Here is a 21,211-nt window from a genome sequence, read left to right as displayed (position 1 = left end):
AACCGTCAAGCTTTCCTCCCTATATAGGGTCGAGATCGGGAGAAGAACATTGAACTGGCTGGCAGGCATGAAAGGTTGGGCGAAACGGCTGAAACGCGACGTTCTGGCGTTGTGGCTCGCCGCGCGCGACCGCCGCGTGCCATGGCATGCCAAGCTGGTCGCCGGCGCGGTCGCGGCCTACGCGCTGTCGCCGATCGACCTTATTCCCGATTTCATTCCCGTTCTTGGTTATCTCGACGATCTGCTGATCGTGCCGCTCGGCATCGTGCTTGCCATCAGGCTGGTCCCCGCGCCGCTGATGAGCGAGTTCCGTGGCCAGGCCGAACGTTGGGCCGACCGCCCCACCAGCCGCAGCGGCCTCGCCTTCGTCCTTTTCATCTGGTTCTCCTGTCTCGTCTTCGCTCTGTGGAGCCTCTGGGAACTGAGCTGACCTCCAGGCGTTGCGACTGGAGATCAGGAGTGCAGCCATGAGACGTTTTACCATCGCCATCGCCTTGACGAGCCTTCTCGGCCTGACGCTCTCAGGCTCGCCCCGAACTGCAACTGCCGCGAGTTTCGACTGCGAGCGGGCAAACCTTGCGGCCGACGAGAAGGTGATCTGCGACACCCGCACGCTCAACGATGCCGACGTGAAAATGGTCACCACCTTCGACATCCTAACCAGCCTGATGGCGATGGGAAACCGCGGCAAACTGCAAGACGAACAGAGCGCCTGGCTGAAGAGGCGGCAGGCCTGCGGCGAGGATGTCGAATGCCTCCGGGCGGCCTATGGCGAGAGGCTGAAGCAGTTGGATGAGGCCTACAAGAATTTGAACCGGCCGCTTTGAGGGCACCCAGGGCGGATCGTTGAATTTACGAAACCGACACACCCGAAGGATGCATCCGTGCTATTGTTCGCCCGCCTATAGACGCGGGGGGCCATCATGAAGGCTTTCAAGATCACATCGTGGAATGTCGAGTGGCTGATCGATTCTTTCAGTGTCGTGACTGGAAAGGCGAAGGAAAAGTCGAAAACGTTCTCCGGCCGTCGCCCGTCAATGGTCGACGCGCAGGCAAAGCTGCAGGCTCTCCGCAGCGAGATATTGGCGATCGACGCGGACGTGCTTTTCCTGATCGAAGCGATCCGAGGCGCCGATGCGATGTCGGAATTCTGCAGGACCTATCTTCCCGAATACCAGCTCATCGTCCATCCTGCCGGAGACGATAGGGCGTACGGCATTCTGGGCGAGCAATGGATGTGGTTTCTCGTCAAGCCGGAATTGGCTGCGGCGACGGAAGCCCACCTGCTCGATCTTACGGTCTGGAAATCCTATACCGCCGCGGTAGCCTTCCGCCCGCAGGCCGACGGCAAATGGGTGTTTTCCGCACCCCAGCTGATTAAGTCCAGCCAGACAGTCGGAAGCAATATCCGCCAGCAACATTCTCACTATCGCCACCCGCAGGTGCTGGTGATGACCTGGGAAGGACGTCGGGTCGAGATCATCGGAGCGCATTTCAAGAGCAAGCATATCGGCATGGAAGTACCGGGGCGAGCTGCCGGTGAAACGGACAAGACATATTACGCGCGAGCCGACGTCAACTGGTTCATGGCCAATGCCCATCTTGCCCGCATCAAGCTGACGACTGAGGCGACGGATGTCCGTTACTATATCGACAAGCGCTTCGAGCAGGAGGAGTCGCCGATCATCTTCGTCATCGGCGATCTCAACGATGGCCCGGGCAAGGAGCTAATCGAGCGGGAATATCTGCTGCACGACCTGATCGGCGTCCTGCAGGGCGACATCTTCTTCGCACGGAAATTTCTCAACCATGCACTTTTCGATTACCCGCAGAATTTACGCTGGACGTCACAATTTCAAGACAAGCTGGATCCGGCCCGCTCGCCCAATATACTGCTCGACCATATCACGTTCACGGAAGCGCTGAGCCGCCTCGGCCTCGGGTCGCTTATCGTGCATGCAAAGGCGGGGCTGGTGGAACATGAGATCCATGAGCGGATTAACGCGCTTCTGAGCGAAAAGGCGAAGACGAGCGACCATGCGCCCGTCAGCCTCATCGTCTCAAAACGCGATGCGACTCCAGCCGCGAACAAGTGAATCGGGCAACGAGACCCTTATTCCGGAAGAATCCGCACAGCGCCCTTGTCGGCACTCGCAGCAAATGCGGCGTAGGCCTTCAGTGCGGTGGTGACGTTGCGCTTGCGGGGCTGCGACGGCTTCCAGCCGGAGGCGTCCTGCTCTCTGCGGCGCTCGGCGAGTTCGGCGTCCGAAACGGCGAGGTTGATCGTGCGGTTCGGGATGTCGATCTCGATCTTGTCCCCTTCCCGCACCAGACCGATCGTGCCGCCATTGGCCGCTTCCGGCGAGGCGTGGCCGATCGACAGGCCCGAGGTGCCGCCGGAGAAACGACCGTCGGTGATCAGAGCACAGGCCTTTCCGAGGCCCTTCGACTTCAGATAGCTGGTCGGATAGAGCATCTCCTGCATGCCAGGGCCGCCCTTGGGGCCTTCGTAGATGATGACCACGACGTCGCCCGCGACGATCTCGTTGGACAGGATCGCCTTGACGGCCGCATCCTGGCTTTCGAAGACGCGGGCCGGACCGGTGAACTTCAGGATCGAGTCGTCGACGCCGGCCGTCTTCACGATGCAGCCGTCGACAGCGATATTGCCCTTGAGGACCGCAAGGCCGCCGTCCTTCGAGAACGGATGCTCGACGGAGCGGATGACGCCCGCCTCACGGTCGGTGTCGAGTTCGTCCCAGCGGGCTTCCTGGCTGAATGCTACCTGGGTCGGGATGCCGCCAGGTGCTGCGCGGAAGAAGTTGCGCACCATCTCGCTGTTGGTGCGGGTGATATCCCAACGGTCGATCGCGTCGCCGAGCGTTTCGGCATGGACGGTGAAACACTCGCGGTTGAGCAACCCGCCCTTGTCCAGCTCGCCGAGGATAGACATGATACCGCCGGCACGGTGGACGTCTTCCATATGCACGTCTGCCTTGGCCGGCGCCACCTTGGAGAGGCACGGGACGCGGCGCGAGAGCTGGTCGATGTCGTCGAGGTTGAAATCGACTTCGCCTTCGTAAGCCGCGGCAAGGATGTGCAGCACGGTGTTGGTGGAGCCGCCCATGGCGATGTCGAGCGTCATGGCGTTCTCGAAAGCCTGCTTGGTGGCGATCGAACGCGGCAGGACGGAATAGTCTTCCTGCTCGTAGTGGCGGCGAGCGATATCGACGATCAAGTGACCGGCCTCGACGAACAGGCGCTTGCGGTCGGCATGGGTTGCCAGAACCGAGCCATTGCCGGGCAGAGACAAGCCGAGCGCTTCGGTGAGGCAGTTCATCGAATTGGCTGTGAACATGCCCGAGCACGAGCCGCAGGTCGGACAGGCCGAGCGCTCGATGACCTTGACGTCCTCGTCGCTCATCTTGTCGTCGGCGGCGGCGACCATGGCGTCGATCAGGTCGAGCGAATGGGTCTTGCCCTTCAGGACCACCTTGCCGGCCTCCATCGGGCCGCCCGAGACGAAGACGGCCGGGATGTTGAGGCGCATTGCTGCATTGAGCATGCCGGGGGTGATCTTGTCGCAATTGGAGATGCAGACCATGGCGTCGGCGCAGTGGGCGTTGACCATGTATTCGACCGAGTCGGCGATGATTTCGCGCGAAGGCAGCGAATAAAGCATGCCGTCATGGCCCATGGCGATACCGTCGTCGACGGCGATCGTATTGAATTCCTTGGCGACGCCGCCGGCCGCTTCGATCTCGCGGGCGACGAGCTGGCCCAAATCCTTTAGGTGCACGTGGCCGGGCACGAACTGGGTGAAGGAGTTCACCACCGCGATGATCGGCTTGCCGAAGTCGCTGTCCTTCATGCCGGTCGCACGCCAAAGCCCGCGCGCGCCTGCCATGTTGCGGCCATGGGTCGTGGTTCTCGAGCGGTATGCTGGCATGGTGTTGTCCTCGATCTCTTCTTGCGGGCCGGCACAGTCTACCGCTTTCGGGAGACGCGCGCAAAAGCCCGTGGTTTTGCGGCTTTCCTAGCGCAAAGCGCCCGGAGTGTCACTATCACGACAGGCCAAAGCGGTACGGTTGGGATACCTGCAGAAACCGAAATTGTGTTCCGGGCCTCGAACCTCTATATTGCTTTCAAGCCCGCCCGGAGAAAGCAATGACCTCCATCATGTCGATCATCGTTCACGCCACCTGGGACGAGGAAGCCTCCGTGTGGGTCGCGACGAGCAACGATATCGAGGGGTTGGCCGTTGAAGCCGATACCATGGAAGAGCTCGAACCAAGGGTGAAAGCCGCGCTCTCCGACTTGATTGAGCTCAACGGCACCTCATCTCCGCTTCAGGAAATTCCTGTCTACATCATGTCGGAGCAGCTCTCCCGCATTCCCAACCCACGACGCGCCTGAACAATGGCCGGCTACCTTCGGGAATTGAAGGAGATGCTGGAAAAGGCCGGCTGTCATTACCACCGGCCCGGCAAGGGTGATCACGAAATCTGGTATAGCCCGATCACCAAACGCTATTTCACGGTGGACCACGGCGTGAAATCCCGTCACACCGCCAATGCCACGCTCAAGCAAGCCGGACTTCCGAAAGCGTTCTGATCGGCCCTCACCTCTTCCGCAGTTCATCCGGATGGATGTCGAAATGGTCGAGGATCATCTTGACGTTGCGGCGGTGCGATTTGAAGAATAGGTCGAAGACATCGCCGGCCAGCGGCACGCTGCCGAGCACGGAGTCGGCGGCAACATTGCCGAGCATCCGGGTGAGCTTTGCGGGCGGCAGGCCGAGCTTTCGGGCTTCGTTGACGATGTAAAGGCCGACCAGCGCACCGCCCGCATCCCCCACGAGCGGGATGAGGCCGAACACGGAATCGGCGCCAAAACGGATGCGGGTGCCTGGAATGCCGATTGCCGTGTCCATCAACCGCGCAATACCCGAAAGGCGGCGCAGGCGCCGTAATCTCTCAGTGCGGTCGGCGAGGGTCTCGTTGCTTCCGGCCTCCCACGTGCGTGCCGTCATCTGCAATCTCCTCCTGTCGGGCGAATGGCCCTGCGATGAGAACTGAAGAACCAAAAATGGGGTTCCATCGATCGCATTTCCATCCGCAAACCTCCGGTTTTTCACGCAAACGTGGTCCGAACCAATCTTCGCGCCGCTGTGAAACCTTTTGGTTCCGCGTTACGTATAGGAGCAAGAAGGCACTCGTTGCCGCAGAGGAGATTTTCGACATGCCCGCTTATCGTCCGCCGCATATCGTGGCTTCCGAAATCACCCCCCGCGATATCTACATGTCGCGCCGGAATTTTATGGGTGCGGCGGCCGCCGCCGGACTAGCCTTTGCGGGCGCAGACAGCGCGTTTGCCGCGCCGCTGTCGGCCAAGCCCAGCGCCTTCAAGCTGGACGAGACGCTGACGCCGAAGGAGGCGGTCACCACCTACAACAACTTCTACGAATTCGGCGTCAACAAGGACGATCCGGCCGCCAATTCCGGCGACTTCAAACCAACCCCGTGGTCGGTGAAGGTGGATGGAATGGTCGGCAAGCCGAAGGAATTCGGGCTTGAGGAGCTCATGAAGATGAACCTCGAGGACCGCACCTACCGGATGCGCTGCGTCGAGGGCTGGTCGATGGTGATCCCATGGATCGGCTTCCCGCTTTCGGCTCTTCTGGATCAGGTGGACGTGCTCGGCAGCGCCAAATACGTGTCGTTCGAAACCGTGGTGCGGCCGGAGGAAATGCCGGGCCAGAAGGGCTTCTTCCAGCCGCTGCCCTGGCCCTATATCGAAGGCCTGCGTCTCGACGAGGCCCGCCATCCCCTGGCGATCCTCGCGGTCGGCCTTTACGGCGAGACGCTGCCGAACCCGAACGGCGCGCCGATCCGGCTCGTCGTGCCGTGGAAATACGGCTTCAAGAGCATCAAGTCGATCGTCAAGATTTCGCTGGTCGAGAAGCAGCCGGAAACCACCTGGAAGAACGCCAACGCCCGCGAATACGGCTTCTATTCCAACGTCAATCCGGCGGTCGATCATCCGCGCTGGAGCCAGGCGACGGAACAGCGGATCGGCGAAGGCGGCTTCTTCGGCGCCAACCGCCGGCCGACCCTGCCTTTCAACGGTTACGCGGACCAGGTGGCGAGCCTCTATGACGGCCTGGACCTGAAGGCGAACTATTGAGAATGGCGAGCCTCCCCTCCCTGCCCCGCCGCTATCACAAGGCCAGCGTCTGGGCGCTCTACTTGATCGGGCTCGTTCCGGCTGTCTGGTACTTTTACCTCGGGCTGACCGGTGGCCTCGGCTTTAATCCGGTCAAGGAGTTCGAACATCAGCTCGGCATATGGGCGCTGCGGTTCATCATCGCGACGCTCGCGATCACGCCGCTGCGCGATCTCGCCGGCATCAACTGGATACGTTATCGCCGTGCGCTCGGGCTGATCGCCTTCTATTACGTGCTGATGCACTTCTCGGTCTATCTGACGCTCGACCTGCGCTTCGATTTCGGCGCAGTCGGCGGCGATATCGCCAAGCGGCCCTATATCACCATCGGGTTTGCTTGCCTGCTGATGCTGATCCCGCTTGCCGTCACCTCCAACAGCTGGTCGATCCGCAAGCTCGCGCAAGGCTGGAACAGACTGCACAGGCTGATCTACATCATCGCCGCCGGCGGGGCGCTTCATTACGTGCTGGCGGTCAAATCGGTGACGCTGGTGCCGTTCATCCACATCGGGTTGATTGCCCTTCTCCTCGCCTACCGGGCCGTCAGGCGGCCATTCATGAACTGGAAACGCGGTAAAACCAAAGTGGCGCAGGTGGTGAGGCAGTAGGCCGTAGAAATCAGCCAGACGCCAGTCAACTCAGAACCGGAGTGGCTCATAGACGCGGGTCAGCGGACCTTCGATTCGCGAGGCGGCGATCGATGAACGCCGCCGTCACGATACCGGCGACGTAGGCGAGTATATTCCAGGGCGAAAACACGCGGCCGAGCAGGAGCGCACCGGCGGTCGTCAGCCGGAATTCGTTCAGCCATGGCGTGTGATAGAGCCGGGAGAACTCCACGCTGGCGGCGATCACGACAGCGAAGGCGACGACCGGAACGGCCCGGGTGGAGTTCAGGAGAGCGGCAAGGGTCAGGTAGACCATCGCGCCCCAAAGAATCGAGCCTCCATATTTCACCACGAGGAACGGCAGGCCGAGATCGTAGCCGAACCGGCGCAGGGCGAGGCCGGCGGCAATCACCGCCACCGTCCCGGCAATCCGCAGGATGCGCCCCGAAGCCCGCTCACTCATCATCCATCCTTCGCCCAAGGTCACCAAACGCGAAAAAGCCGGGCGTTTCCACCCGGCCTTTTATTCCGACGATGCGGACAGGATTATGCGGCTTCTGCAGCGTCTGCTTCAGCGGCAACACGAGCCTTGTCGGCTGCGCCCTTGGCGTCGACATCGCGTTCAACGAACTCGATGACGGCCATGGCAGCGTTGTCGCCCTGGCGGAAGCCGGCCTTCATGATACGCAGGTAACCGCCGTTGCGGGTTGCGTAACGCGAAGCGATGGCGTCGAACAGCTTCTTGACCGCGTCCTGGTCCTGGATCTGCGAGATCGCCTGACGACGAGCGTGCAGGTCGCCGCGCTTGCCGAGAGTGACGAGCTTTTCAACGATCGGACGGATTTCCTTCGCCTTCGGAAGGGTCGTGACGATCTGCTCGTGGGTGATGAGCGAAGCCGCCATGTTGGCGAACATCGCCTTGCGGTGGCTGGCGGTACGATTGAGCTTGCGGCCGGCTACTCCGTGGCGCATGGCTATTCTCCTTTAATGCAGGTACCCATTCTTCTTAGGGCCTGCCGTTTCCTGGCACATACGGGCACTCATCTCTTTCGATCAGAGGCCCGCTGTTTGACGGGGAAAGGCAGTCAAAACCTGCCTTTGTTGATTTCAGTACTGGTCTTCGTAACGCTTGGCGAGATCTTCGATGTTTTCCGGCGGCCAGGCGGGAACTTCCATACCAAGATGGAGGCCCATGGATGCCAGAACTTCCTTGATCTCGTTCAGCGACTTGCGACCGAAATTCGGAGTGCGCAGCATTTCCGCCTCGGTCTTCTGGATGAGATCGCCGATGTAAACGATGTTGTCGTTCTTCAGGCAGTTGGCCGAACGGACCGAAAGTTCCAGTTCGTCCACCTTCTTGAGAAGCGCCGGGTTGAACGCGAGTTCGGTAACCGACTCCTCTTCGACGTCCTTCTGCGGTTCGTCGAAGTTGACGAAGACCGAGAGCTGGTCCTGAAGGATGCGAGCGGCGAAGGCAACGGCGTCTTCACCCGTGACCGAGCCATCGGTTTCGATGGTCATGGTCAGCTTGTCGTAGTCGAGAACCTGACCTTCGCGGGTGTTTTCCACCTTGTAGGACACTTTCTTGACCGGCGAATAGAGGCTGTCGACCGGGATGAGGCCGATCGGAGCGTCTTCGGCACGGTTACGATCGGCCGGGACGTAACCCTTGCCGTTGTTGACCGTGAATTCCATACGGATCTCGGCGCCCTCGTCGAGGGTGCAGATGACATGGTGCGGGTTGAGGATCTCGATATCGCCAACCGTCTGAATGTCGCCGGCGGTTACCGAGCCCGGGCCCTGCTTGCGCACGACCATGCGCTTTGCGTCGTCGCCATCCATCTTGATGGCGATTTCCTTGATGTTGAGCACGATGTCCGTCACATCTTCCCGGACGCCCGGGATGGAGGAGAACTCATGCAATACGCCATCGATCTGCACGGCGGTCACAGCCGCACCGCGCAGAGAAGACAGAAGCACGCGACGAAGCGCGTTGCCGAGCGTCAGGCCGAAGCCGCGCTCGAGGGGTTCGGCAACCAGGGTTACCTTGGTACGGCCGGAGGAGGAGAATTCCACCTTGTTCGGCTTGATCAGTTCCTGCCAGTTCTTCTGGATCATCACTAAATACCTTCCGTTCGTTGCCACCATCCAATCGTGGCAACCGAGCATGAGGGGCACCGATCGGAACCATGTCCATCGGCGATATGGGTAAAGCCGCCGAACCTCCGCAGAGGGTCAGGCGGCTATTCCCGAGTTCAGACAGAGGCCGCCCATTCTCGATGCGAGATTCGGCAGCCCCTTCAATTTCCGACGATCAGACGCGGCGCTTCTTGCGCGGGCGGCAGCCGTTGTGCGGGATCGGGGTCACGTCACGGATGGAGGTGATCATGAAGCCGGCAGCCTGCAGAGCGCGCAGAGCCGATTCACGGCCGGAACCCGGGCCGCAGACTTCGACTTCCAGCGACTTCATGCCATGCTCCTGCGCCTTCTTGGCGCAATCTTCGGCAGCGATCTGGGCTGCGAACGGGGTCGACTTGCGCGAACCCTTGAAGCCCTTTGCACCGGCGGACGACCAGGCAATCGCATTGCCCTGCGCGTCGGTGATGGTGATCATCGTGTTGTTGAAGGTAGAATTGACGTGGGCAACGCCCGACGTGATATTTTTACGCTCGCGTCTACGGACGCGGGTGGCTTCCTTGGCCATTTTATCCCTTTCGTTGATCTCTGCACCGCCGTAATTCCAGCGGCTCCACCTCAAGTAAGCAGTCGTTAGTCGTTAGTGAGCAGGACTAATCACTGCTCACTAATCACCGCTCACTTGAAAATTACTTCTTCTTGCCGGCGATCGCCTTTGCCGGACCCTTGCGGGTGCGGGCATTGGTGTGCGTGCGCTGACCGCGGACCGGGAGGCCGCGGCGATGACGCAGGCCGCGGTAGCAGCCGAGGTCCATCAAACGCTTGATGTTCATCGCGGTATCGCGACGAAGGTCACCTTCGACCTGGTAGTCGCGGTCGATGGTTTCGCGGATCTGCAGGATTTCCGAGTCCGTCAACTGATGGACGCGCTTTTCAGCCGGAAGACCGACCTTCTCCATGATTTCCGATGCGAATTTCGGGCCGATCCCGTGAATGTAGGTCAGCGCGATGACAACGCGCTTCGCAGTCGGGATGTTGACGCCAGCGATACGTGCCACGCCTATTCTCCTTGTTCCAGTTGCCATCCGGCAAGTGGTACTTCTTCCATGAAAGCAGCCAGATCTATGGCCGCCAGTTCAAACACCATACGGAACAGGTCAAAACGACCGGTCTCGGATGTCCTTGCGGGAAATCCGCGCCGATCGCTAAAGCTGTCGCGAGTTGGCGCGGTGTTTAACGGAATCAGCGCTGAAATGCAACCGCTCCGCCCAAGATTCTTTAACAGATAGATGACGGCTCAAAGAGCCGCCAGGATATTTTCGATATCCGCCGTGACCTTGTCCATATCGGCCATGCCGTCCACAGCCTTGAGCTTGCCCTTGGCGTGGTAATAACCGATCAGCGGCGAGGTTTCCTTGTAGTAGACCTCGAGGCGCTTGGTCATGGTCTCGGCATTGTCGTCGGGACGGCGCTTAAAATGCGTCGAACCGCACTTGTCGCAGACGCCTTCCTGGGACGGCTTCTTGTCAGTGTCGTGGTAGACCGTGCCGCACTGGGCGCAGGAATAACGCCCCGAAACGCGACGCACGAGTTCCTTGTCGTCGACACGCAGTTCGATGACGACGGAAAGATCGAGACCCTTCGCCTTCAGCATCGCCTCGGTCGCATCCGCCTGCACCAGGGTGCGGGGGAAACCATCGAGGATGAAGCCGTTGGCGCAATCGGGCTGGTCGATACGCTCGGAGACGATCGCATTGACGATCTCGTCGGAGACCAGATTGCCGGCATCCATGACGGCCTTGGCGCGCTTGCCAACTTCCGTCTCGGCGGCGACCGCTGCACGCAGCATGTCGCCCGTGGAGAGCTGCGGGATACCGTGCTTCTCCACGATCCGCTGGGCCTGGGTCCCCTTACCCGCGCCCGGCGGCCCTAAAAGAATCAGTCTCATCGTCCCCTCTTTCCTCCGCGCAGTTTCGACTTCTTGATCAGACCCTCATACTGCTGCGCAATGAGGTGCCCTTGAATCTGTGCTACCGTATCGAGGGTTACACTGACAACAATCAAAAGCGAAGTCCCACCAAGGGCTAATGGCACGCCGCTGCGGGCCACGAGGAATTCCGGCAGGATGCAGACGAAGACAAGGTAGATAGCGCCGACGACCGTGATTCGGGTCAGCACGTAATCGATGTATTCGGCCGTGCGTTCGCCCGGACGAATGCCCGGAATGAAGCCGCCATGCTTCTTCAGATTGTCGGCGGTGTCCTTCGGATTGAAGACGATCGCCGTGTAGAAGAAGGCGAAGAAGGCAATCAGCAGGCCGTAGAGCAGCATGAAGAGCGGCTGGCCGTGGCCGAGCGCCGAGATGATCATCGTCGCCCAGTCCGGCAGCCCGGCATTGCCGGCAAAGCCCGCAGCGGTCGCCGGCAGAAGCAGCAGCGACGAGGCGAAGATCGCCGGGATGACGCCCGAAGTGTTGAGCTTCAGCGGCAGGTGCGACGTATCGCCCTGGAACATGCGGTTGCCGACCTGGCGCTTCGGATACTGGATCAGAAGGCGGCGCTGGGCGCGCTCGACGAAAACGATGAGGGCGATGACGCCGATGGCCACCACGATAACGGTGAGAATCAGCGCAGTCGGAAGCGCACCGGTGCGGCCAAGCTCCAACGTACCGGCCAGCGCGGTCGGAAGACCTGCGGCGATACCTGCGAAGATGATCAGCGAAATGCCGTTGCCGATACCGCGCGAGGTGATCTGCTCACCAAGCCACATCAGGAACATGGTGCCGCCGAGCAGCGTCACGACCGTCGAAATCTTGAAGAACCAACCCGGATCCAGCACCAGGCCCTGGCCGCTCTCGAGGCCGGCTGCAATGCCATAGGCCTGCAGCGTACCGAGCAGCACTGTGCCGTAACGGGTGTACTGGTTGATGATCTTGCGGCCGGCTTCGCCTTCCTTCTTGAGGTTTTCAAGCGAGGGGACGACCGAGGTCATCAGCTGCACGATGATCGATGCGGAAATATAGGGCATGATGCCGAGCGCGAAGATCGCCATGCGCTCCACTGCACCGCCCGAAAACATGTTGAAAAGTCCGAGGATGCCACCGGCCTGGCCGCGGAAGGCCTGCGCATAGGCTTCGGGGTTCAAGCCCGGAAGCGGAATGTGGGTACCGAGGCGATACACGAGAAGTGCCGCGAGGGTAAACCAAAGCCGCTTCTTGAGATCCTCCGCTTTTGCGAAAGTCGCAAAATTCAGATTGGAGGCAAGTTGTTCCGCTGCAGAAGCCATGCAATTCTCCGCCTGACCAATTCTCCGGCGGCGGGGGAAATGCCGGGTCCGGAAAGCAGTCTAAAAATTCTGGTTCAAAAAACCGGGCGCGCGAGATTGCCAATGCAATCGGATGCCTCACCCTGTTTTCCGTATGATCCCGGTCAGGCGACCAACAGGATCGCTTCGGGATCGTGAGGCTCACATATGGAGATAAAATCGCCCGGTGTGAAGCACAAACCGGGCGATTTCAAAACGATTTATTCGGCCGCTGCTTCGGCTACGACGAGCAGCTTGATCGAAGCGCCAGCCTTTTCGATCTTCTCGACGGCAGCCTTGGAGGCGCCGGCAACTTCGATCGAAACCTTCGCCGTCAGTTCGCCGTCGGCGAGGAGACGAACGCCGTCCTTGGGGCGACGGATGACGCCGGCAGCCTTGAGGGCAGCAGCATCGATCGTTGCCTTCGGGTCGAGCTTCTTGGCATCAATCGCGGTCTGGATACGGCCGAGCGAAACGACGGCGTAGTCAGTCTTGAAGATGTTGGTGAAGCCGCGCTTCGGCAGGCGACGATAGATCGGCATCTGGCCGCCTTCGAAGCCCTTGATGGCGACGCCGGAACGGGCCTTCTGACCCTTCACGCCGCGACCACCGGTCTTGCCCTTGCCCGAACCGATACCGCGACCTACGCGGATACGGTCCTTGGAAGAGCCTTCGTTGTCCTTGATCTCATTCAGTTTCATGGTCGTTTCCTCCGTCTCACTTCTCGTCGACGACGCGAACGAGATGCTGGACAGCCCGGATCATGCCACGAACGGAAGGAGTATCTTCCAACGTACGGGTCCGGTGCATCTTGTTGAGGCCGAGACCGATCAGCGTCTGACGCTGCACGGCCGGGCGGCGGATGGGGCTACCGGTCTGCTCGACCGTAACCGTCTTCTTGGCTTCTGCCTGAGTGGCTTTCTTGGCCATTATCGCTCTCCTTATTCTTCCTGCGCATTGCCGGAAGCGGCGCGGCGAGTCTGCAGCGTTGCATACTTGATGCCGCGCTGAGCTGCTACGTCCTTCGGATGCACCTGATGCTTCAGGGCGTCGAACGTGGCGCGAACCATGTTGTAAGGGTTCGACGAACCGGTCGACTTGGCAACGACGTCGTGGACGCCGAGCGTTTCGAATACGGCGCGCATCGGGCCGCCGGCGATGATGCCGGTACCAGCCTTGGCCGAGCGCAGCAGAACCTTGCCGGCGCCGTGACGGCCGTTGACATCGTGATGCAGCGTACGGCCATCACGCAGGGGAACGAAGATCAGATCGCGCTTTGCGCTTTCGGTCGCCTTGCGGATGGCTTCCGGCACTTCGCGTGCCTTGCCATGGCCGAAGCCGACGCGGCCCTTCTGGTCGCCGACGACGACGAGAGCTGCAAAACCAAAACGACGGCCGCCCTTGACGACCTTGGCGACGCGGTTGATCGCGACCAGCTTGTCTACGAATTCGCTATCGCGCTCTTCGCGGCTCTGGCGATCTTCGCGCTGGCCTCTTCTTTCTTGTGCCATTGTTCTTTTCCTTTTTCTTTTCCGGGTGCAATGGGCAATTTCCGGGAGCCAACCATCCCCTGCCCACGAAGGACTAGGATGGAACGACTTATGAGTGCGGCGAACCGCATTTCGCCCGCCTCCCCTATTCAGGGATGCGGGCGAAAATTCTTAGAAGCTCAGGCCGCCTTCGCGGGCAGCTTCGGCCAGGGCCTTGATGCGGCCGTGATAGATGAAGGCGCCGCGATCGAACACGACTTCCGTCACGCCGGCCTTGGTGGCGCGTTCTGCAACCAGCTTGCCGACAGCGGCAGCAGCCGCAACGTCAGCGCCGGTCTTCAGCGATGCGCGCAGACCAGCGTCGAGCGTGGAGGCGGCAGCAAGCGTGCGGCCGGCCACGTCGTCGATGACCTGGACATAGATGTTCTTGGACGAGCGATGAACCGACAGACGCGGACGGCCGTTTGCGACCTTCTTGATCTGGCGGCGAACACGGCTCGCACGCTTGGTGAGTGCTTCTTTTCTGGTTGCCATGATCCGTCGTCCTTACTTCTTCTTGCCTTCCTTGCGGACGATCCGTTCCTCAGCGTACTTGACGCCTTTGCCCTTGTAAGGCTCTGGACCGCGGTATTCACGGATCTCCGCGGCAACCTGACCGACCTGCTGCTTATTGATGCCGGTGACGATGATTTCCGTCGGCTTCGGCACGGCAATGGTGATGCCTTCCGGGGTCTGATAGACCACGTCGTGGGAAAAACCGAGAGCCAGCTGCAGGTTCTTGCCCTGCAGAGATGCGCGGTAACCAACGCCGTTGATTTCAAGCTTACGCTCAAAACCGTCCTTCACACCCTTGAAGATGTTTTCGATCATCGTGCGGGACATGCCCCACTTCGAACGAGCATCCTTGCTGTCGTTGACCGGGGTCACCGAGACAGCGTTGTTTTCGAGTTCCAGCTTGATTTCGTCGTTTGCGACGAAGAAAAGCTCACCCTTCGGGCCCTTGGCAGTCACTTTCTGGCCATCAACAGTGGCCGTGATCCCTGCAGGAACCTGAACGGGCTTTTTACCGATACGAGACATGTTTCAATCCTGTCTGTTCGCTATGGAGTTCCCCTACCCTGTCTTAGAAGACAGAGCAGAGAACCTCACCACCAACGTTCTGTTCGCGAGCCTGGTGATCGGCCATCACGCCCTTCGGAGTCGAAAGGATGGTGATGCCGAGGCCGTTCGCGACCTGCGGAATGGACTTTACCGAGACATAGACCCGGCGGCCCGGCTTGGACACGCGGCCGATCTCACGGATCACCGACGCGCCTTCGTAGTACTTGAGTTCGATTTCGATCTCGGCCTTGCCGTTACCGAAGTCGATTTCCGAATAACCGCGGATATAGCCTTCAGCCTGCAGAACGTCGAGGACGCGGGCACGCAGCTTGGAAGCAGGCGTGGAAACGGTCGACTTGCGGCGGGCTGCGCCGTTGCGGATACGGGTGAGCATATCGCCCAAGGGATCAGTCATGGTCATCTAACGATCTCCTTACCAGCTCGACTTGACGATGCCCGGCACCTTGCCGAGATTGCCGAGCTCACGAAGCGCGATACGCGACATCCTGAGCTTGCGATAGAAAGCGCGCGGGCGACCGGTGACTTCGCAACGGTTGCGGATACGCGTCTTCGAGCCATCGCGCGGCAGAGAAGCGAGCTTCAGGGTTGCCTTGAAACGTTCTTCGATCGAAAGTTCCTGGTTCATGATGGTTGCCTTCAGGGTCGCACGCTTGGCGGCCTGGTTGGCAACTGTCTTGCGGCGGCGCTTGTTCTTTTCAACTGCGCTGGTTTTCGCCATATGGGAGTTCCTTCTAAACGCTCGTCGTTACGGTTACTGGCGGAACGGGAAGTTGAACTCTTTCAAGAGAGCCCGTGCTTCGTCGTCCTTGGTAGCCGTCGTGCAAACGATGATGTCCATGCCCCACATCTGATCAACCTTGTCGTAGTTGATCTCTGGGAACACAATGTGCTCCTTGATGCCCATGGCGAAGTTGCCACGGCCGTCAAAGCTTTTCGGGTTCAAGCCACGAAAGTCGCGAACGCGCGGAAGCGCGATGTTGATCAGACGGTCCATGAATTCGTACATGCGGGCGCCGCGAAGCGTGACCTTTGCACCGATCGGCATGAATTCGCGAACCTTGAAGCCCGCGATGGAATTCCGTGCCTTGGTGATGATCGGCTTCTGGCCGGCAATGGCGGCCAAGTCGGCGGCAGCCACGGAAGGCTTCTTCGAGTCAGCCGTCGCTTCGCCGACACCCATGTTGATGACGATCTTGTCCAGCTTGGGGATCATCATGTCGTTTGCGAAGGAGAACTGTTCCTTCAGCGCGGCGCGGATACGGGAATTGTATTCCACCTTGAGCCGCGGCTCATACTTTGCCTCAGCCATCGATCACATCTCCCGTACGCTTGGCTACACGCACCTTCTTGCCGTCGATGACGGAGAAGCCAACGCGGGTCGGCTTGCCGTCTTTCGCGACGATCGCGATGTTCGACAGGTGAATGGACGCTTCCTTGTTGATGATGCCGGCTTCCTGCGTCTGAGACTGACGCTGGTGGCGCTTCACCATGTTGATGCCACGCACGACGGCGCGGTCTTCCTTCGGCATAACCTGGAGGACTTCGCCGGAGCGGCCCTTGTCCTTGCCGGCGAGTACGACGACGCTGTCGCCCTTCTTGATCTTGTTCATCGCATGAGCTCCTTACAGTACTTCCGGAGCCAGCGAGATGATCTTCATATGGTTCTTGGCGCGAAGTTCGCGCGGAACCGGTCCGAAGATACGGGTGCCGATCGGCTCTTTCTTGTTGTCGATGAGGACCGCTGCGTTGTTGTCGAAGCGGATGACGCTGCCGTCCGGACGACGGATGTCCTTGGCGGTACGCACAACAACCGCCTTCATCACGTCACCCTTCTTGACGCGGCCGCGCGGGATGGCTTCCTTGATCGAAACGACAATGATGTCGCCGATGGAAGCGTACTTGCGCTTGGAGCCGCCCAGCACCTTGATGCACATGACACGACGTGCGCCGGAATTATCCGCCACGTCGAGGTTTGTTTGCATCTGAATCATGTCAGGTCGCCTTTTTCTAATGACCGAAACGACCGGGCGTTAAAAACGCCCCGTTTCGGCTTATGGACAGAATCTCGTTGTGCGCGGGTGGGGTCTTGCCAAGGTGGTTTCCTTAAAAGGACCTTCCCTGCGCTCAAAGCAAAAGAACGCTCGTTTCCGAGCGTCCTGCGCCAGTGGGGTGCTTCTTACAGGATTCTGCGCCGGGCGCAAGGCCCAGACGCGGATCCGAAGCAAATTAAGCCTGGGCGGAAATGACCGTCCAGGTTTTGTCCTTGGAGATCGGCGCGCATTCCTCGATGGAAACGACGTCACCTACCTTGTACTGGTTGTTCTCGTCATGCGCCTTGTACTTCTTGGAACGGCGGACCGTCTTCTGAAGCAGCGGATGCGCGAAGCGGCGCTCGACCCGGACAACAACGGTCTTCTCGTTCTTGTCGGAAACTACGACGCCCTGCAGAATGCGTTTCGGCATATTATTTTTCCTTAGGCCTTGGCTTCTGCCGCCTTCTGGCGGGCAATGGTTTTCACGCGGGCGATGTCCTTGCGGACTTCGGTGATGCGCGAGGACTTCTCGAGCTGGCCGGTTGCCTTCTGGAAGCGCAGGTTGAACTGCTCCTTCTTCAGGTCGGCGAGCTTGTCCTTGAGCTGATCGGCCGTGAGGCCGCGAACGTCTTCGGCTTTCATGTGCCTTGCTCCTTACTCTGCGATGCGCTGTACGAAGCGCGTCTTGACCGAGAGCTTGGCAGCACCGAGACGAAGCGCCTCGCGGGCGAGCTCCTCGGAAACACCGTCGATCTCGAACATCATGCGACCGGGCTTGACCTTGCAGGCCCAGTATTCGACGCCGCCCTTACCCTTACCCATGCGGACTTCGGTCGGCTTTGCGGTGACCGGAACGTCCGGGAACACGCGGATCCAGACACGGCCGGCGCGCTTCATCGCGCGGGTGATCGCGCGGCGGGCCGCTTCGATCTCGCGGGCGTTGACGCGGTTGGGTTCCTGGGACTTCAGACCAAATTCACCGAAGGCCAGGTCGAAGCCGCCCTTGGCCACACCCTTGATGCGACCCTTGAACTGCTTGCGGTACTTGGTACGCTTTGGCTGCAACATTTTCTTACTTCTCCGAGCTTATCTTTCGCCAGCGTTGATCAAGCGTTTTCGCGGCGGCGATCGCCACGGTCACCACGATCGCCGCGTTCGCGGCTTGCGGGACCCTGGGCATCGCCTTCCATGGCGCGACGTTCAGAAGCCATCGGATCGTGCTCAAGGATTTCGCCCTTGAAGATCCAGACCTTGATACCGCAGATGCCGAATGCGGTTTCGGCTTCCGCCGTACCGTAATCGATGTCTGCACGCAGCGTATGAAGCGGAACGCGACCTTCGCGATACCATTCGGTACGGGCGATTTCAGCACCGCCGAGACGGCCGGCGCAGGTGATCTTGATGCCTTCGGCACCGAGACGCATGGCCGACTGAACGGCACGCTTCATCGCACGGCGGAAGGCCACGCGACGCTCGAGCTGCTGGGCGATCGACTGGGCGACGAGCGTCGAGTCGATTTCCGGCTTGCGCACTTCAACGATGTTGAGATGCGTTTCCGAATTGGTCATCGTCGCGATCTTCTTGCGAAGCTTCTCGATGTCAGCGCCCTTCTTGCCGATGATCAGGCCCGGGCGAGCCGAGTGGATCGTGACGCGGCACTTCTTGTGCGGACGCTCGATGACCACCTTGGCGATACCGGCCTGCTTCAGTTCCGACATCAGGTAGGCGCGGATCTTCAGGTCCTCATGGAGGAGCTGACCGTATTCCGCGTTGTCGGCGAACCAACGGCTGTCCCAGGTGCGGTTAATGCCGAGGCGGAAACCGATCGGATTAATTTTCTGGCCCATTATGCAGCCTCCCCTTTTTCCTCGACTTCGCGAACGACGATCGTCAGATGCGAGAAAGGCTTCTCGATCCGCGATGCACGGCCGCGGCCGCGAGCGTGGAAGCGCTTCATCACGATCGACTTGCCTACATAGGCTTCCGAAACGATCAACGCGTCGACGTCGAGGTCATGGTTGTTTTCGGCATTGGCGATTGCAGACTCGAGGGTCTTCTTCACGGTGCCGGCGATGCGCTTGCGGGAGAATTCGAGTTCTGCAAGCGCGCGTTCTACCTTCTTGCCGCGGATCATGGCGGCAACGAGGTTCAGCTTCTGGGGGCTGACGCGGAGCGTACGCGCAACTGCCTGCGCCTCGTTATCCTTCAGCCGGCGTTCGGTCTTAGCCTTCGCCATGATTACTTCCTCTTCGCCTTCTTGTCCGCGCCGTGACCGTAATAGGTACGGGTGGGAGCGAATTCACCGAACTTGTGTCCGACCATGTCTTCGTTGACGCTGACCGGAATGTGCTTGCTGCCGTTGTAGACGCCAAACGTCAAACCAACGAACTGCGGCAGGATGGTGGACCGACGGGTCCACATCTTGATTACTTCACTCCGTCCGCCTTCGCGCACCTTCTCAGCCTTCTTGAGAAGATAGCCGTCAACAAACGGACCTTTCCATACTGAACGAGCCATTAGTGACTTCCTCTCTTACTTCTTGCGCTGGTGGCGCGAACGCATGATGAACTTGTCCGTGGACTTGTTCGAACGTGTGCGCTTGCCCTTGGTCGGCTTGCCCCAGGGGCTGACCGGATGACGGCCACCCGAGGTGCGGCCTTCACCACCGCCGTGCGGATGGTCGACCGGGTTCATGACGACGCCGCGGTTATGCGGACGCTTGCCGCGCCAGACGGTACGACCGGCCTTGCCGTCGTTGATGTTGCCGTGATCCGGGTTGGATACAGCACCGATCGAAGCCAGGCAGGAGCCCGGTACGAGGCGCTGTTCGCCGGAATTCAGGCGCAGGATCGCCATGCCGGCATCGCGGCCGACGAGCTGAACGTAGGTGCCTGCGGAGCGAGCCATCTGGCCGCCCTTGCCCGGCTTCATTTCGACGTTGTGAACGATCGAGCCGACCGGGATGTACTGCAGCGGCATGGTGTTGCCGGGCTTTACGTCGACAGCCTTTTCGGACGCGATCACCTTGTCGCCGGCAGCAAGACGCTGCGGAGCCAGGATGTAGGCCTGCTCACCGTCGGTATAGGTGACGAGAGCGATGAAGGCCGTACGGTTCGGGTCGTATTCCAGACGCTCGACCGTACCTTCGACGTCGAACTTGCGACGCTTGAAGTCGACCAGGCGATAGGTACGCTTGTGACCGCCGCCGATAAAGCGGGCGGTGATGCGGCCGTAGTTGTTGCGACCGCCGCTCTTGGAGAGACCCTCGGTGAGCTTCTTGACGGGCTTACCCTTCCAGAGGCCGGACCGGTCGACGATGACCAGCTGACGCTGGCTCGGGGTCGTCGGGTTGTAGCTTTTCAATGCCATTATCTTATACCTCAGAGACCGGTGGAGACGTCGATCGTCTGACCTTCGGCCAGGGTGACGACAGCCTTCTTGACGTCCTTCTGCTTGCCGATGAAGCCGCGGAACCGCTTCACCTTGCCCTTACGGACAAGCGTGTTGACGGCCGTGACCTTCACACCGAAAAGCGCCTCTACGGCAGCCTTGATTTCCGGCTTGGAAGCAGTCTTGGCAACGTTGAAGACGACCTGGTTCTGTTCAGATGCCATGGTCGACTTTTCGGTGATCGAGGGAGATACGATCACATCATAGTGGCGGATGTCGGTCACTTGAAACGCTCCTCTAGAGCTTCCACCGCGGCCTTGGAAAGCACCAGCTTGCCGCGACGCAGGATGTCGTAAACATTGATGCCCTGAACCGGCAGAACATCGACGTTCGGGATGTTCTGGGCTGCGAGCTTGAAGTTGCTGTCGAGCTCAACGCCGCCGATGAACAACACGTTGGTGAGGCCGAGCGAAGCGAACGAACCGGCAAGCGCCTTGGTCTTTGCTTCGGCGGCAACCAGGTTGTCGACGATGATGATGTCTTCAGCCTTCATCTTTGCAGAGAGGGCGTGACGGAGAGCCAGTGCGCGAACCTTCTTCGGAAGATCATGCTCGTGGCTGCGAACGACCGGGCCGTGAGCCTTGCCGCCGCCGCGGAACTGCGGAGCGCGAGCCGAATGGTGACGAGCGCGGCCCGTACCCTTCTGCTTGTACATCTTGGCGCCGGTGCGGGAGACTTCAGCACGACCCTTGGTCTTGTGCGTGCCCTGCTGCTTCTTGGCGAGCTGCCAACGAACCATACGGGCCAGAATGTCTTCGCGGGGATCGAGGCCGAAAATCTCGTCCGACAGGGCTACCTTGCCGGCGTCTTTTCCCTCGAGGGTCTTGACGTTAAATTCCATGTG

General features: G+C 60.1%; 35 protein-coding genes. 7 read left to right on the top strand and 28 right to left on the bottom strand.

All coding sequences use genetic code 11. From position 1 onward, the window contains the following. Positions 1-49: 49 nt before the first annotated feature. The 3 genes from C5J22_RS05405 (at position 50) to C5J22_RS05395 (ending at position 2,096) form a co-directional block, all read left to right on the top strand. Positions 50-430 (top strand): YkvA family protein, encoded by a 381-nt coding sequence (locus tag C5J22_RS05405; protein WP_371412548.1) that lies wholly within the window; start codon positions 50-52, stop codon positions 428-430. 37 nt (positions 431-467) lie between these two features. After that, positions 468-827 (top strand): lysozyme inhibitor LprI family protein, encoded by a 360-nt coding sequence (locus tag C5J22_RS05400; RefSeq protein ID WP_105437442.1) that lies wholly within the window; start codon positions 468-470, stop codon positions 825-827. A 96-nt stretch (positions 828-923) separates the two neighbouring features. Then, positions 924-2,096, top strand: a complete 1,173-nt coding sequence (locus tag C5J22_RS05395; RefSeq protein ID WP_105437441.1) for an endonuclease/exonuclease/phosphatase family protein — start codon at positions 924-926, stop codon at positions 2,094-2,096. Positions 2,097-2,113: 17 nt separating this feature from the next. On the opposite strand, the gene ilvD is transcribed toward C5J22_RS05395, so the two are convergent. Next, complete coding sequence (gene ilvD / locus C5J22_RS05390; RefSeq protein ID WP_105437440.1) at positions 2,114-3,949, bottom strand: dihydroxy-acid dehydratase; 1,836 nt, start codon at positions 3,947-3,949, stop codon at positions 2,114-2,116. Positions 3,950-4,167: 218 nt separating this feature from the next. Between ilvD and C5J22_RS05385 the strand changes: the two genes are divergently transcribed. Then, positions 4,168-4,416 carry a DUF1902 domain-containing protein gene (locus tag C5J22_RS05385; protein WP_105437439.1) on the top strand — a complete coding sequence of 83 codons (249 nt, stop codon included), beginning with the start codon at positions 4,168-4,170 and terminating at the stop codon, positions 4,414-4,416. A 3-nt stretch (positions 4,417-4,419) separates the two neighbouring features. Then, a complete protein-coding gene (locus tag C5J22_RS05380; RefSeq protein WP_105401083.1) occupies positions 4,420-4,614 on the top strand; it encodes a type II toxin-antitoxin system HicA family toxin in 195 nt (64 codons plus the stop codon). 7 nt (positions 4,615-4,621) lie between these two features. Here the strand turns inward: C5J22_RS05380 and C5J22_RS05375 are convergent, their stop codons facing one another. Beyond that, complete coding sequence (locus tag C5J22_RS05375) at positions 4,622-5,032, bottom strand: DUF4112 domain-containing protein (RefSeq protein ID WP_105401422.1); 411 nt, start codon at positions 5,030-5,032, stop codon at positions 4,622-4,624. Positions 5,033-5,241: 209 nt separating this feature from the next. On the opposite strand from C5J22_RS05375, the gene msrP reads away from it, so the two are divergent. Both msrP and msrQ read left to right on the top strand, forming a co-directional pair. Then, positions 5,242-6,186 (top strand): protein-methionine-sulfoxide reductase catalytic subunit MsrP, encoded by a 945-nt coding sequence (gene msrP, locus C5J22_RS05370; protein ID WP_105437647.1) that lies wholly within the window; start codon positions 5,242-5,244, stop codon positions 6,184-6,186. Positions 6,187-6,188: 2 nt separating this feature from the next. Continuing rightward, complete coding sequence (gene msrQ, locus C5J22_RS05365) at positions 6,189-6,833, top strand: protein-methionine-sulfoxide reductase heme-binding subunit MsrQ (RefSeq protein WP_105437438.1); 645 nt, start codon at positions 6,189-6,191, stop codon at positions 6,831-6,833. Between the two features lie 46 nt (positions 6,834-6,879). On the opposite strand, the gene C5J22_RS05360 is transcribed toward msrQ, so the two are convergent. From C5J22_RS05360 to rplD, 26 genes are all read right to left on the bottom strand, one after another. Continuing rightward, the gene (locus C5J22_RS05360) at positions 6,880-7,296 is read right to left on the bottom strand and encodes a DUF2809 domain-containing protein (RefSeq protein ID WP_245440294.1); all 417 of its coding nucleotides are present in this window, start codon (positions 7,294-7,296) and stop codon (positions 6,880-6,882) included. Between the two features lie 83 nt (positions 7,297-7,379). Continuing rightward, the gene (gene rplQ, locus C5J22_RS05355; RefSeq protein WP_007766870.1) at positions 7,380-7,805 is read right to left on the bottom strand and encodes a 50S ribosomal protein L17; all 426 of its coding nucleotides are present in this window, start codon (positions 7,803-7,805) and stop codon (positions 7,380-7,382) included. Positions 7,806-7,940: 135 nt separating this feature from the next. Beyond that, a complete protein-coding gene (locus C5J22_RS05350; protein ID WP_007766867.1) occupies positions 7,941-8,951 on the bottom strand; it encodes a DNA-directed RNA polymerase subunit alpha in 1,011 nt (336 codons plus the stop codon). Positions 8,952-9,147: 196 nt separating this feature from the next. Then, positions 9,148-9,537 (bottom strand): 30S ribosomal protein S11, encoded by a 390-nt coding sequence (rpsK, locus tag C5J22_RS05345; RefSeq protein ID WP_007766864.1) that lies wholly within the window; start codon positions 9,535-9,537, stop codon positions 9,148-9,150. 121 nt (positions 9,538-9,658) lie between these two features. Next, a complete protein-coding gene (rpsM, locus tag C5J22_RS05340; RefSeq protein ID WP_024164297.1) occupies positions 9,659-10,027 on the bottom strand; it encodes a 30S ribosomal protein S13 in 369 nt (122 codons plus the stop codon). Positions 10,028-10,266: 239 nt separating this feature from the next. Beyond that, a complete protein-coding gene (locus C5J22_RS05335) occupies positions 10,267-10,917 on the bottom strand; it encodes an adenylate kinase (protein WP_046605437.1) in 651 nt (216 codons plus the stop codon). Further along, positions 10,914-12,254 (bottom strand): preprotein translocase subunit SecY, encoded by a 1,341-nt coding sequence (secY, locus tag C5J22_RS05330; protein ID WP_046605438.1) that lies wholly within the window; start codon positions 12,252-12,254, stop codon positions 10,914-10,916. Before secY ends, C5J22_RS05335 begins: the two co-directional genes overlap by 4 nt. Before the next feature lie 239 nt (positions 12,255-12,493). After that, positions 12,494-12,973, bottom strand: coding sequence for a 50S ribosomal protein L15 (gene rplO / locus C5J22_RS05325; RefSeq protein WP_046605439.1), 480 nt, complete (start codon positions 12,971-12,973; stop codon positions 12,494-12,496). 16 nt (positions 12,974-12,989) lie between these two features. Further along, the gene (rpmD, locus tag C5J22_RS05320; RefSeq protein WP_037084714.1) at positions 12,990-13,202 is read right to left on the bottom strand and encodes a 50S ribosomal protein L30; all 213 of its coding nucleotides are present in this window, start codon (positions 13,200-13,202) and stop codon (positions 12,990-12,992) included. Positions 13,203-13,213: 11 nt separating this feature from the next. Continuing rightward, the gene (gene rpsE / locus C5J22_RS05315; RefSeq protein ID WP_038542164.1) at positions 13,214-13,783 is read right to left on the bottom strand and encodes a 30S ribosomal protein S5; all 570 of its coding nucleotides are present in this window, start codon (positions 13,781-13,783) and stop codon (positions 13,214-13,216) included. Positions 13,784-13,933: 150 nt separating this feature from the next. Next, on the bottom strand, positions 13,934-14,296 hold the full coding sequence (rplR, locus tag C5J22_RS05310) for a 50S ribosomal protein L18 (protein ID WP_037084721.1): 363 nt from the start codon (positions 14,294-14,296) through the stop codon (positions 13,934-13,936). 12 nt (positions 14,297-14,308) lie between these two features. After that, a complete protein-coding gene (rplF, locus tag C5J22_RS05305; RefSeq protein WP_038585850.1) occupies positions 14,309-14,842 on the bottom strand; it encodes a 50S ribosomal protein L6 in 534 nt (177 codons plus the stop codon). 43 nt (positions 14,843-14,885) lie between these two features. Continuing rightward, positions 14,886-15,284: a 30S ribosomal protein S8 gene (gene rpsH / locus C5J22_RS05300; RefSeq protein WP_038542158.1), complete on the bottom strand. Its 399-nt coding sequence runs from the start codon at positions 15,282-15,284 to the stop codon at positions 14,886-14,888. A 12-nt stretch (positions 15,285-15,296) separates the two neighbouring features. Further along, positions 15,297-15,602: a 30S ribosomal protein S14 gene (gene rpsN / locus C5J22_RS05295; protein WP_007770129.1), complete on the bottom strand. Its 306-nt coding sequence runs from the start codon at positions 15,600-15,602 to the stop codon at positions 15,297-15,299. Between the two features lie 33 nt (positions 15,603-15,635). Then, positions 15,636-16,193, bottom strand: a complete 558-nt coding sequence (gene rplE / locus C5J22_RS05290; protein ID WP_046605440.1) for a 50S ribosomal protein L5 — start codon at positions 16,191-16,193, stop codon at positions 15,636-15,638. Further along, positions 16,186-16,494, bottom strand: a complete 309-nt coding sequence (gene rplX / locus C5J22_RS05285; protein WP_105419443.1) for a 50S ribosomal protein L24 — start codon at positions 16,492-16,494, stop codon at positions 16,186-16,188. Before rplX ends, rplE begins: the two co-directional genes overlap by 8 nt. A 12-nt stretch (positions 16,495-16,506) precedes the next feature. Beyond that, complete coding sequence (gene rplN, locus C5J22_RS05280) at positions 16,507-16,875, bottom strand: 50S ribosomal protein L14 (RefSeq protein WP_007770138.1); 369 nt, start codon at positions 16,873-16,875, stop codon at positions 16,507-16,509. Between the two features lie 235 nt (positions 16,876-17,110). Next, on the bottom strand, positions 17,111-17,347 hold the full coding sequence (gene rpsQ / locus C5J22_RS05275) for a 30S ribosomal protein S17 (protein WP_038585841.1): 237 nt from the start codon (positions 17,345-17,347) through the stop codon (positions 17,111-17,113). Positions 17,348-17,358: 11 nt separating this feature from the next. Beyond that, the gene (gene rpmC, locus C5J22_RS05270) at positions 17,359-17,559 is read right to left on the bottom strand and encodes a 50S ribosomal protein L29 (RefSeq protein ID WP_007770142.1); all 201 of its coding nucleotides are present in this window, start codon (positions 17,557-17,559) and stop codon (positions 17,359-17,361) included. Positions 17,560-17,571: 12 nt separating this feature from the next. Further along, a complete protein-coding gene (gene rplP / locus C5J22_RS05265) occupies positions 17,572-17,985 on the bottom strand; it encodes a 50S ribosomal protein L16 (protein WP_007770145.1) in 414 nt (137 codons plus the stop codon). Positions 17,986-18,023: 38 nt separating this feature from the next. Further along, positions 18,024-18,764, bottom strand: a complete 741-nt coding sequence (rpsC, locus tag C5J22_RS05260; RefSeq protein ID WP_007770147.1) for a 30S ribosomal protein S3 — start codon at positions 18,762-18,764, stop codon at positions 18,024-18,026. Continuing rightward, a complete protein-coding gene (gene rplV / locus C5J22_RS05255; RefSeq protein WP_007770149.1) occupies positions 18,764-19,153 on the bottom strand; it encodes a 50S ribosomal protein L22 in 390 nt (129 codons plus the stop codon). The genes rpsC and rplV overlap by 1 nt, the downstream gene beginning before the upstream one ends. A gap of 2 nt (positions 19,154-19,155) precedes the next feature. Further along, a complete protein-coding gene (gene rpsS, locus C5J22_RS05250) occupies positions 19,156-19,434 on the bottom strand; it encodes a 30S ribosomal protein S19 (RefSeq protein ID WP_007770151.1) in 279 nt (92 codons plus the stop codon). Between the two features lie 15 nt (positions 19,435-19,449). Beyond that, positions 19,450-20,286, bottom strand: coding sequence for a 50S ribosomal protein L2 (gene rplB, locus C5J22_RS05245; protein ID WP_046636975.1), 837 nt, complete (start codon positions 20,284-20,286; stop codon positions 19,450-19,452). Positions 20,287-20,297: 11 nt separating this feature from the next. Next, positions 20,298-20,591, bottom strand: a complete 294-nt coding sequence (locus C5J22_RS05240) for a 50S ribosomal protein L23 (RefSeq protein WP_037084732.1) — start codon at positions 20,589-20,591, stop codon at positions 20,298-20,300. Further along, positions 20,588-21,208, bottom strand: a complete 621-nt coding sequence (rplD, locus tag C5J22_RS05235) for a 50S ribosomal protein L4 (RefSeq protein ID WP_037084733.1) — start codon at positions 21,206-21,208, stop codon at positions 20,588-20,590. Before rplD ends, C5J22_RS05240 begins: the two co-directional genes overlap by 4 nt. Positions 21,209-21,211: the final 3 nt, after the last annotated feature.

The organism is Neorhizobium sp. T25_13 (assembly GCF_002968675.1).
Taxonomy (GTDB): Bacteria; Pseudomonadota; Alphaproteobacteria; order Rhizobiales; family Rhizobiaceae; genus Neorhizobium; species Neorhizobium tomejilense.
Note: the sequence above shows the minus strand (reverse complement) of the source record. Positions and strands in the feature narration are given on the sequence as shown.